The 11819-nt window shown below is 49.3% G+C and carries 8 protein-coding genes; 2 read left to right on the forward strand and 6 right to left on the reverse strand.

All coding sequences use genetic code 11. The annotated features are described in order from the left end of the window. Positions 1-26: 26 nt before the first annotated feature. The 4 genes from ELAC_RS10020 to sctU all read right to left on the reverse strand — a co-directional run bounded on the left by ELAC_RS10020 (position 27) and on the right by sctU (position 5309). Entirely contained in the window at positions 27-494 is a 468-nt protein-coding gene (locus ELAC_RS10020; protein ID WP_098039147.1) for a CesT family type III secretion system chaperone, read from the reverse strand. A gap of 58 nt (positions 495-552) precedes the next feature. Beyond that, positions 553-1800, reverse strand: coding sequence for a type III secretion system gatekeeper subunit SctW (gene sctW / locus ELAC_RS10025; protein WP_098039148.1), 1248 nt, complete (start codon positions 1798-1800; stop codon positions 553-555). Between the two features lie 147 nt (positions 1801-1947). Further along, positions 1948-4134 (reverse strand): type III secretion system export apparatus subunit SctV, encoded by a 2187-nt coding sequence (gene sctV, locus ELAC_RS10030; RefSeq protein WP_420810334.1) that lies wholly within the window; start codon positions 4132-4134, stop codon positions 1948-1950. Positions 4135-4232: 98 nt separating this feature from the next. After that, positions 4233-5309, reverse strand: a complete 1077-nt coding sequence (gene sctU / locus ELAC_RS10035) for a type III secretion system export apparatus subunit SctU (RefSeq protein WP_098039150.1) — start codon at positions 5307-5309, stop codon at positions 4233-4235. 507 nt (positions 5310-5816) lie between these two features. Here sctU and ychF point away from each other — a divergent pair. Both ychF and ELAC_RS10045 read left to right on the forward strand, forming a co-directional pair. Beyond that, positions 5817-6911, forward strand: coding sequence for a redox-regulated ATPase YchF (ychF, locus tag ELAC_RS10040; protein ID WP_098039151.1), 1095 nt, complete (start codon positions 5817-5819; stop codon positions 6909-6911). Positions 6912-7197: 286 nt separating this feature from the next. Beyond that, positions 7198-8679: a hypothetical protein gene (locus ELAC_RS10045; protein WP_143406496.1), complete on the forward strand. Its 1482-nt coding sequence runs from the start codon at positions 7198-7200 to the stop codon at positions 8677-8679. 101 nt (positions 8680-8780) lie between these two features. On the opposite strand, the gene ELAC_RS10050 is transcribed toward ELAC_RS10045, so the two are convergent. Both ELAC_RS10050 and ELAC_RS10055 read right to left on the reverse strand, forming a co-directional pair. Then, the gene (locus ELAC_RS10050) at positions 8781-11468 is read right to left on the reverse strand and encodes a DarT ssDNA thymidine ADP-ribosyltransferase family protein (RefSeq protein WP_098039153.1); all 2688 of its coding nucleotides are present in this window, start codon (positions 11466-11468) and stop codon (positions 8781-8783) included. Next, positions 11440-11819, reverse strand: a 380-nt coding sequence (locus tag ELAC_RS10055) for a hypothetical protein (RefSeq protein ID WP_204250556.1), incomplete at its 5' end; no start/stop codon positions are given. The genes ELAC_RS10050 and ELAC_RS10055, both read right to left, overlap by 29 nt.

Consider the following 11819-nt stretch of genomic DNA (forward strand, 5'->3'; position numbering starts at 1 on the left):
CGAAAAAAGGAATGGAAATAACCGTTTCAGGGGCGCAGGCCAAAAATTCCTCGGCCGGATGAGGCGGTTGAACTGCTGCCGATCTGGGGAATGGCTCCCCGTTCAATTGCTTCCTTCCAGATTTTGGCTTTTTGAGAAAAAGGGCCGATCATGTCAGCCACTTTCATCCCGCTTAAGCCCTGAAGAAAGAGCTTTTCGAAGAGCAATAGATGGTTTGTTCTTTTGGAGAACCCCAGTGTTCCAGGTCCTCCCTCGTCGCTGCCATTGGTTTTCAGTGCCGCTTCAAAGAGGTCGATTCTGTATCTTCCGGGTGGGAGTTCGCCCAGATCGGAGGCAATCAAAAGATACTCTCCGCCCTTCAAAAGCTCCACTTGCACCCTGATGCCGCTCTCCAGCCTGATCAGACAGGTCTCGTGTTCATCCGGCGCGAGGTTCGGGATGCGGAGCTCCCGTCCCAGCTCTTCCAAAATGGCTCCAAGTTCTCCGGCAAGCATATGATGACTCCTCTCATGAACAGGTCTTTTTATTGCGGGTCAGGCACACATAAGGCAATTAGCGGCGTGGCGCTTGGGAAGGGGGCGTTTTGCCTTTGCCCTGATTTTTCTTTTCGTCTTCTTCCTCTTCCTCTTCTTCCCACTCGTCTTCGCGGTCTTCGTCTTCTTCCTCCTCGTACTCCTCCCACTCGTCTTCTAAGTCTTCCAGTGCTTCGATGATAGCGTTTTGCAGCTCGTCGCGGTGCTGCAGCGACTTATAGATTTGATTCATCGCCACCTCGCGAATACCGTCCCTCATCTGACTCAAGACAATGATTTTACCGATGATCCATTTCTCAACGCCGTATTTATCCATCTGTTTAAGAATTTTTTCGGAAGAGGGGTATCGCTCGCTGACAAGTTTCATGAACTGTTTGGACATCAGCTCAAAGGAGAGCTTCTGCGGCATCTTAAGACCTTCTTTCGCAAACAGTTTTTCCATCAGGTTCATGCGCCCCTTGAAGAAACGGTAAACTCCTAAGATTGCCTGTAGAGTCCTTGTCTCCGAGAGTAGACGGTGCAGCTGCCCCCTCGGGATCGACGGGCCTTTGGATTTCATGTCTGTTCCCAGCGCATGGAAGAGAAACTTGATTACTTTCTGCAGGTCTTTATAGGTATATTGCTCCGATAGCTCTTCAAAGAGGGTGTTGGGTTCGCGTGGGTTGCCTGTGATGTCTTTGTAGAGCTGTCTGAGCGTTGTCGGCGTGCCGAGGCCCTCGGTTTGCCTGGAGAGTTCCCCAATATTGCGTCCTGCGGCGATCTCGCGGCCGTGCTTATCGTTAAGCTGCTGTTTGGCGTCTTTGCACTTTTCCTGCAGCTCCCCGTCTGTGGTTTGCTCCAGAAATTCCATCGCCTCGTCAGCGAGCGCCGGATCTTGGTAGAAGTCTTCAACTTTCTTTAAGATCTCTTCCCGCGACATATTGTTGCCAATCTGCTCGCGAAGCAGCATGAGCGTCTTGCCCTTAAGTTCAGGGTTCTTTTTTTCGAAGGCAGCGGCTTTCTTGCCGGCCATCTCGTTCTCTTGCTTTTTGTCGGGTTTCTCGACGAGGTGTGTTTTGATTTGGCCGAATAGATCCTTTCTCTCTTTTCGGTGCCCTTTGAGTTGCTGCCGGAGCTCGCCGCCCATCTCCTCGTGCTCTTTCTGCACGGCTTCCTTGGCGGTCTCCCTCTCGGCTTTGAGCTCTTGAGCGACATCCTTTTGGATGTCTTGCATGGCCGCAAGCGTGACGTCCCTGTGTTCATAGCCTGAAGTTCTATCGAAACCCATAATCTAAAGACCCTCCTTGGCCAATCGCGTGTGCCGACGGTTTTTAACCATAGGCACGCACTTTACGGGAGCAATAACAGTGCCATAAGTCCGAAGCTTGTATTTAAGTCCGGCTTTGTCTTTAGGCTCTGTATCAAGTCGCTTATCTTAAGCGATCTGTATCCTACCTAGCGGCTGGATACGAATCTCCGGAATGATCTCCTGATAGGAAACTACGGATATGTCGGTAAATTCCATTTCGATCAGTTTCCTGACGAAACGCCTGACGTCAATCGCCGTCAGGATAACAGGAGGCTGCCCTCCCGGAGGGGGCGGCGCCACGGTGTTGCGCACTCCTTGGAGAATAAGCTGTACAGAGTCGGGGTCCAACGCAAGATAGGAACCGGCCGAGGTCTGCTTGATCGCTCCTCTTACCATATCTTCAATTTCAGGATCCAGGATGTACACCGATAGCACAGACTGGCCCTGAGAGTATTTATAGCTGATGTAGCGCTTCAGCGACGAGCGGACATACTCGGTGAGCAAAACCGTATCTTTTTCAGTTTGCGCCCACTCACTCAGCGCCTCAAGAATCGTCCTTAAGTCCTTGATCGAGATCTGCTCCTGAATAAGACGTTTGAAAATGTCGGTCATTTTCTGCAGCGGAATCAGTCTCGTCACTTCCTTGACCAGATCAGGGAAGGATTTTTCCATAAACTCCAGCATCGATTTCACTTCCTGGATACCGACAAATTCGTTGGCATAGTGCCTGAAGAAGTAAGAAAGGTGCAGAATCATCACCTCAAGCGACTGCCAGTATTTGATGCCGGCGTTATCCAAAAGTTCGATGTTCTTGTCCTCAACCCAAAGAGAGGGGAGGCCAAGAGAGTTTTTATAGGTCACGAAAGCTAAGTTGTAGCGCGATAGGTTCTCTTCGTTTTCGTTCGTTAAAACGTGGCCTTTCAGCACTTTACCGCGGATGATCGGCACCTCGTTCAAGTGGATGGAATACTCATCTTGCTGAAGAATCGGCGAGTCGGTTCTGACGTGGACGCCAGGGAACCTGACGCCAAGGTCGGCATAAAGCGCCTGCCGCATTTTGGGGATCATCACGTCGACGAAGCTTGATCCTTTGACCTTTTGCGCTTCGCGGATCTCATCGGAGAGGGCCGCACCGCACTCCAGGATAACCGGCAGCGTTAGGGCATAGTTATCAACCCCGCCGCCCGTGATCGCCTGGTGCTCGGGAACGCTCGTCTTTTTAGTCGTCTTGGGCGCTGCCGCTCCCCCCTTCGACGAGGAGATGGTGCTGCCGCCGGAGCTAAGTCCAGTGGAGGTGCCGCCTTCTGCCTGAGCCTGCTCTTCAGTCCACAGTGCATAGGAAATCAGGCCAAGACCCGCTGCCAGAAGGAGGAAGGGGGCTGCCGGGAAGCCTGGCACAGCGGCCATACCGACAAGAAAGCTTGCAGAAAGCATTAGAGCTTTGGGCTGTTTGAACAACTGTCCGGAAATCTCGGCACCGAGCGCCGTGTCGCCCTTGTCTGAGGTGACCCTGGTCGTTACGATACCGGCCGAAATGGAGATCAACAGCGCTGGGATCTGCGAGATCAGACCGTCACCTATTGACAAAATGGAGAATTTGTTGACTGACGACATGGCGTCCATGCCCATCATGGTCATCCCGATGACGATACCGCCGATAACGTTGATCAAAGTGATGACGATACCTGCGATGGCATCCCCTTTGACGAACTTCATCGCACCATCCATAGCACCGTACAGTTGGCTCTCTTTCTGGATGACAAGCCTTTTTTCCCGTGCCTGGTTGGCATCGAGTATGCCTGCCCTCATGTCAGCATCGATACTCATCTGTTTACCGGGCATGGCGTCCAGTGTAAATCTCGCGGCGACCTCGGCGACACGTTCGGCACCTTTCGTGATAACGATGAAGTTAACCAAGGTGATGATCAAGAAGATGATACCCCCGACGACGAAGTTTCCCCCGATGACGAATTGGCCGAACTGCTCGATCAACTCTCCGGCGTAGGCGTGCAGGAGGATCTGACGGGTGGAGGCGATGTTAAGGCCAAGACGGTAAAGCGTTGTAATCAGCAAGAGCGAGGGAAAGATCGACAGGTGGAGGGCTGAGGGAATGTACATCGCGACCATCAGAAGCGAAACGGAGATCGCTAAGTTGACAGCCAGCAAGAAGTCTATAATGTGGGGGTTGATCGGCAAGATGATCATGCCGAGGATGCAAATGATGATGATAGCCAAGGCCACGTCGGCGCTTTTGGTGATCGCGCCTCCTTCGCCTGCTAGCCTTGCCGCAATGCCGTCGAGTACCTTCTTGATTGCTTCCATCTCTATTCCTATTGCTTACAACTCGGCACAGTAATCTTTTGAATTACATCTATATCTGTTATTTTATTGCACTTTCATTCAAATTGCAACTATTCGGCTACATAATTCCCAGCGTTTTCGGGGTCGTTCTGCAGTTTTTGCACCCAGCGGATAATTTCGGCTACGGCTTCGTAAGTGTCTTCGGGGACGAACTCGTATAGATCCCCATCCTCCCACAGTTTATGAGCAAGACCGATATTTCGCACAACAGGAACATCGTTTTTCTTGGCGATCTCGATCATGCGTTCAGCAAGTATTCCTTCACCCATCGCTACAATAAAGGGCGCCGGGTCGATCTCCCGTTGGTATCCCAAAGCGATTGCGAGGTGTGTCGGGTTGGTGACAACAGCGCTCGCACCCTTGACGCCGCCCCCCGGGCCTTCCGAGTACGCGATTTCCTGGGCGATCTTCTTTCGCTCTCCCTTGATGTGAGGGTCGCCTTCTGTGTTTTTATACTCCTGTTTCAGCTCAAATTTTTCCATTTTCATCTCATTGGCGAAGTTTCTCTTTTGGAATACAAAGTCGAGAACCGCCACGAAGATGAAAAAGATACCCACCTGCAAGACCACGTCCATTAGAAAGTTGTAGTAGACCCATAGGGCGACGTCCGCTTGGTGGTTGACTGTTGTGATCAACGTCGGTATCGACTTCATCATCACCCGGTAAATCAGCCAGGAAGCGATTGTGATCTTGAAGACCGACTTTACCAGCTCGAACAGGGTCTTTACCTTAAACTTTGATTTCAAATTCTGGATCGGGTCGAATTTTTTAATATCAAACTTGAAAGCTTCTAAAGCAAGAACCGGGCCAACTGAAAGGAAATTGATGGTCATGCCCACAATGGACACTAAGAACATGACCGGAATGGAACAGAGGAAGATGATCATGAAGCCTTCGGAAAATCCGTTGGAAATATAGACTTCCAGGTTTTGGCGGGGAACCATGTCGAAGATGCCTGTAAGAAAGGTACTTATCTTGGTGTAGATAGCACCCAGCATGCCCATCGTGATCCAGATGGAGGCAATAAAGGTAAAAGCGGAGGGAAGGTCTTGCGACTTGGCGACTTGTCCCTTTTTTCTGGCATCCCTTAGTTTTTTAGGACTCGCCTTTTCTGTTTTTTCTCCCATAGGGACTAAACTCCGGTAATGTTTGTTAAATGTCTGAATCTATCCTCTCTCGAGGCTAGAAAGCTCCCGGCAATTGAGGCCCGAAGGTAGAAAACACCACCCGATAGTTACATAGCAGATAAGCGAAGCAAAATCCAGACAAACGCACTCTTACTCATCACCATTATTAGTATACCCCCCAAAAGAGGGGAGTGTCAAGGAAAAAGTCGATTTTTCGGGTGGAAACACCCTATTTGGGGAGTGGGGTTCCAAAGGATTTCTTAAAAAGAAAGTTTCGTGGTATTCTTGATCCCGCTACCTTTAGAATCTCTTAAAGGATTTGGTTTCTGTCGATTTTGGGTTCAATACTCTATAAGAGACTGTTCACAAACTGTAATCGACGAAATCCAAATCCGTTAACAGGCTCTTGGAGCCTTCTTCTCAGCTCGGATTCTCTGAGTTGAGTTTGTGGACTGTCTTTTGAAGTTTAAGTAGCAGGCGAAATTTGATCTTAAGAATGGAGTAGATATGCCAGGCCTTTCATGCGGAATTGTCGGTCTTCCCAATGTCGGAAAATCGACCCTTTTTAATTTCTTAACATCAAACATTGCCCCTGCCTCCAACTATCCATTTTGCACAATTGATCCCAATGTCGGCATTGTGGAACTGGTGGATCCGAGGCTGGAAACTCTCTCCGCCCTCTCAGGCAGCAAGAAGATCATCTACGCGACAGTGCAGTTCGTTGATATTGCAGGCCTTGTGGCCGGAGCGTCCAAAGGTGAGGGGCTCGGCAACAAATTCCTGGCCAACATCCGCGAGACTGATGCCATATTGCACATGGTGCGCTGCTTTGAGTCGGATGAGATCATCCACGTTTCCGGCGGTGTCGATCCCGTCCGTGATATCGAAGTGATCAACTTAGAGCTCATCTTGTCTGACTTGCAGATGTGTCAAAATATACTGCCCAAGCTTGAAAAGCAGGCGAAGGGCAAAAAAGACATGGAAGCGGCAGTCTTGGTGCTCAAGCAGGCAGAGGAACATCTTAACGAGAGCAAGCCGCTCAGAAGTTTGAAGCTGGACGAGGCGGGCGACAAGATTTTGAAAAGTTATTCTTTCCTTACGAAGAAGCCTATTCTTTATGTCGCCAACGTATCGGATGATGCTCTTCCAAGCTATGACAACCCGTATGTCAGGCAAGTGCGGGAGTATGCCGCGAAAGAGGGGAGCCCAGTCGTGCCTATCTGCGCCAAGATCGAAGAGGAAATCTCGCAGTTGCCCAAAGAGGAAAGGAAAGAGTTTCTGGAAAGCTTGGGACTCGATGAGTCGGGCCTTAACAAGTTAGTCAGAGCCTCCTTTGAGCTCTTGGGACTGATCACCTACATTACGACCGGAGAGATCGAGACCAGAGCTTGGACCATCCGGAAAGGCACTTCAGCGCAAGCGGCCGCAGGCGAGATCCACTCCGACATCGAAAAGGGATTCATCCGCGCAGAGGTCGTCGGCTACGATGATATGGTCTCTTGTAAGGGAAGAGTGGGAGCTCGGGAAGCCGGAAAGGCACGCAGCGAAGGGAAGGAGTATATTGTCCAAGATGGCGATGTCATTCTCTTCATGCACAATTAATTTTTATGCGGACGAGGGAGCTGTGCTCCCTCTTTCATTCTCTTTTTCTTCCATTTAACCCCTTATTTGCCTATATCCTCTCTTTTAGAGACCGTACTAAAACAAATCATGTAATTTCAGTTTTAGCGTATTCTCTTAGACCTAAATTGTCTCAAAATTGAAAAATTGCAAGTTACTCCACATCTCTAATATTAGATGACTTGCAATCTTTCAGTCTTGGGGTGCGTTCAAAGCCCTAATGCTGAATTTTGAGAGGCTTCCGTTAAAACACGAAAGAGGATTCACCTTGGATTTTCCTGCCCAGCTTCCAGAAAGTCTTGCGTATGTCAAGGACGCGTCTGATGACAAAGAACTGGTAGAACTTGCAGCTAAAGACTTGAGAACGTTGACGACGTTTTTCGAGATAGCGGCCGCTGATGAATCATGGCCCATGGCTCACCCTCAAGCGACCCGCGAAATGCTCGAAAGGCTTTCGTTCCATTTCCTTGAAGGGAATCTGTCGCAGGAGCTTGCCGACAGGACCGCTTATGCCGTAAGGAGCCATCCGGTAAATCTGCTCTCCAAGGTCCCAAGGGATCTGAATATCCAATTGAAAGATGCCACCGTGCAGGTCAGCTCCCTTCTGCTGGGTACCCTAAGCCCGCTTTTTGCAACGCTCCTTTCGTCGGCAGACAAGGCGCCTGACGGCAAGTGGATAGAACTTCCGCTCATCCCGGTCGATGTCTTCAAGATGATTGAAGACTATATGGAGACGGGGCGCTCTGAAGATCTTTGGAAAATGGAATACCCTGTCGTCTTGGAAGTGTATAAATCAGCGATCGAATGGGAGATCGGTGGGTTGCCGGAGGAGGCCGCGGGCATCTTAAAACGCTACGTGACGCAGGCTAACTTCATCGGTCTGATCAAAGAGTGCATGAAAAACAGATGGCTCGCTTTTTATGCCGAAGTGTTGAAAATCGCCAACACCTACGACCTGGGTGTCCAGTTCACCTTTTCCGATATTGAGTTCCTGGAAATCGAATTTAACGATTATCGGGAGTCGGCTATCGATATTTTCGAAGAGCTGCGCCCATGGATCACGCACTTGGGATTTTTTGGGCCCATCGTTGACGATCCGCGTTTTACCCACATCATCACCTCGATGAGGCAGCTTGTGGGATTGCGTTTAAATGAAGTGAAAGCGTTCACCAATCGATTCTTAGATATTCCTTCCACCCTCGAGGAGTTAGATATTTCTCAAAACCCCTGGCTGACAAGCGATGACCTCAAAATCTTGGTCGAACAATGCCCAAACATCAAGCGGCTGAATTTGAAAAACGATACCGGAATAGACTACAAGGGGTTTGGGTATTTGAAAAAGCTTTCGGATCTTGAGTCGCTGACCTTGACCAAATGCTATCAGGTTAACGAAGACGATCTGTTGTTGATCTGTCAGGGCTGTCCGAAACTACTCCATCTTGATTTGGAAGGGTGTGAGCGCTTATCGGGAAAATCGTTTGAAACTCTTTCTAGGCTTTTGCAGCGACTAGAGGTGCTTAGCATTGCAAGACTGCCCATTACCGATGCGGAGCTGATCGATTTGGCCCACAGGCTCAAAAATTTAAATCAGCTTAACTTAGAGCGGTGCGACTCCTTTTCAGACAGCGGCATCATCGAGGCAGTTCAGTCTAGCTTCTCTTTGAAGCACCTAAAGCTTAAGCACACACCGGTTTCTGCGGGTGCAAAAGAGAAAATAGCGTCGATACGTCCCGCGCTTGAGATCGATTAAGGGCTTCTTCGGTATAACAGCTGGATGGTTTTTCGAGTCAGAGTTTCTGCTTCGAGAGAGGAGAAAGCTATATGCTAAAAATTTAATTCAGAGACAGTCTCTTAGTTATCCCACATCTCTTTCGTGAACTTGCTCGCGACATGAATAAACGAATCGACCGGTTTGCCATTGATTTTGCCGTCTACAATAACGCCTTGCGCCGTCAGCTTTTCCACCAGAACGTCTTTATTTTCTTGTGTCTGGCAGACAATGCCTCGAATCATTGCGGGGGGAACGGTGTTTTTGACCATGATCTCGTTGTTGTAGTTGTCGGTCATTTCGGCTAATTCCGGCAGGTTTTTTCTTCCTGCGTAAATTGAGTAGTCGTTGTGATCGGGGTTCTTTACGCCATATTCATCGGTTTTGTAGCCATATGCTCCGGTGTTGCAGACATCGAGGTCATAGAGCATTTGATATGTGCCAGAGAAGGTGAAATCTCCTCCATATGTATCCGCTAGCTTGCCTTTCGCCGTCTTGTCGTTGATCAGTCGGGTGAACACATGATCCCCGCCTCCAGTACGTAAGTCCTTCTCGGAGGAGGCGCCTTCCACAAACAGTCCTGCCTGGAATCTGTCCTGGGAGGCAAGGGCGCCATATTTCATCATCAAAACAACTGTATCGGCGGCATCTGAAGCGGGTACGTAACTGCCGACGCCTGCCATGAGGCCATAGGCTCCCTTTTTTCGCATCAGCATGCCGATATCGTTAATAGAGAATGTTGTTTTCCCTGGATATATTTCCTTTTTCTCGATTAGCTCAGGATTGTCTTCGTATTTCTTGAACACATCCTTCATCTCGGGTACTTCCGCTTCGATCTTCTGCCTAAGCATATCCAAAGGCATCTCATAAAACTCTTTGGTTTTTTCCATTTTAGTGGCTTGTTGAGGGTAGTAGGTACGGAATATCAGAGCCGTCTTGAGACGCTCCTCATCCATGGGGCGCTGCTCATTGAGTATGGGGCCGACACCCAGCATCGTCAGCATCTGATGGACTTGCTGCTCAGCCTTTCCCTCGGGAAGGTCTGCTTTGACCAGTACTTTAATGTTGTTGAAAAGGCATCCAAACTCTTTGTTGTTACCGATGATCACGGATCCGACCCCCCCGAATTCAATCTGGATGGCCGTTGCTTCGTAAGGAGTATAGCCGTCTTCTACCGCAAATGAACCATCCGGCTTTTTACCAAGAAAGGTATCTTTCACTTCGGTAATGCGCACCTTACCCTTGAGTTCAGCAGGAAGGGAAGCTTCGAAGGCAGCCAAGTTGTTTTGGATGTTCAATAAGTGTTCTTGAAGATCCTGCCTTGCAAACCTGCTGAGTTTGAAATCGAGTTGTGTTATCTCATTTCCATTGATTGTGCGGTTGGAGGCTCTCAAAGATCCTCCCTTCAAAATTCCTGTATCCAACCCTGAGAAGTGCGCAGGGAGAAGGGGGCTTTTTTGTGCTTGTTGTCCGAAAGCGACAGCCTGGCTCATATTGTGTAGCTTGCTGCTTGCTGCCGGGCCGGCAAAGGAGGCTGCATTTGCTCTCGCCTCGAAGGCCTTGGTGACGTCGCCCGCGGCTTCGAATTGGTCGGCAGCCCTGCAGTAGAGGTCGTGGAGGGTGGTTAGCTGGGGACCTCCCTCTTGTCCACTAGATGGAAGATTAGATTTAAGTTTTTCTGCGGCAGCCAGGAACTCTTCGGCCGAAACAGAGAGGCCCCTCGAGGTCATTCCCAAAAGTTCTTCCGGCGTGGCTTTGCCAATTTGTTTTTTTTGCGCGTCCTCAGGCAACGGCGAGTTTTTGATTTGCCAATCGTAATGAAACTTTTCCGCATCGTAAGGGGTTATGACTTGATCCTGTGCGGTAAGAGCACTTCGTTCTTTGAAGGGGGAAATCGTGAAATCAGAACCCGTCGATACTGTGGTAGCTTGGTTGATGGAGAGCTGGGGCGTGAGATCGACCCCTTGAGCAGTCGGTGTCTTTGTGGGGGCCTGTCCCTCAGCTTTTGTTTTGCCTGCAAGCAGTTTCACTCTGGACTTAACAATTGGCTGAGTTGTCTCTGTAGCGGGGGAGGAGATCCTGGAGAAAAATTTCGGAATGGAAGCGAAGAAGCTTCCGATCGATTTAAACAAATGGGCAATCCGGCCACCTAGGGAGAACTTTTTAGCGGAGAGGGTCCTCTGGCTTTCCTCGATGTCTTTTAGAGCGGCTCCTGCCAGCGTCTCGACGTTATCTGAAGTTTTTTTAACCAACGCTTCCTTGGCTTTGGTCATCTCCTCGACGATTTCACTCTTGAAGGCCATGACGGCGGCAAGGGTGGTGGTATCATCTGGAATTGTTTTGGAATAAACCGGGTTCCCGAGCTCGGATATGGTGATCGTTTTGTCGTGCTCGTTCTGTTTGAGAGTAAAAAAGCGACTTGGCGCGTTGGGGTGGGTAATGTTCAGAAGCACATCTCCGTTGCTTTGGGGAGACGCAATGCCGAAAACGTTCATTTGCGCGGCTGTGTTGATTTGGCAAATTTTGTTCTGGAAGGCATTTCCTGTAATTGCCTTGCCGTCTACCTCAGAAAACTTCTTCTCGTAAGCTTTAACAGCTTTTAGAAGCGCGCCCGCCCCTTTTTGATCGGTGCCAGCGTTATTTTTTATGTAGCTTAATCTTTCCTTCAGGACGTAGATTTGGTCACTTTGCTGGGAGGGAGTGAGTTTTTCGAAGTTGCTCACCATGATGTCGACAGCTTTTTTAAGTTCGAACTCTTTGCCGCCTTGCATTTTGACCTTTAGCGATTTCTACGGCTGTAGTGAGTTGGCAAATGTTTTTCTGGAAGGGACTTTCGGTAATTTCTTTACCTTCTATCTGAGAAAATTTCTTCTCGTAAGCTTCTATGGCTTTTAGAAGTTCGCTTGACTTTTCTTGATTGGTGTCTGAATTTCTTTTTATGTAGCCTAGTCTATCCTTCAGGACGTAGATTTCATCGTTTTGCTGGGATGGAGTTAGCTTTTCGAAGCTGCTTGTCATGATCTCGAGAGCGTTTTCCAGCTTGACCTCTTTGCCGCCTTGCATTTTGACCTTTAGCGAGGCCAAATTTCCCGTCGCTTCGTTTTCCATACTCTTCTGGATGG

Source organism: Estrella lausannensis, assembly GCF_900000175.1.
GTDB lineage: Bacteria > Chlamydiota > Chlamydiia > Chlamydiales > Criblamydiaceae > Estrella > Estrella lausannensis.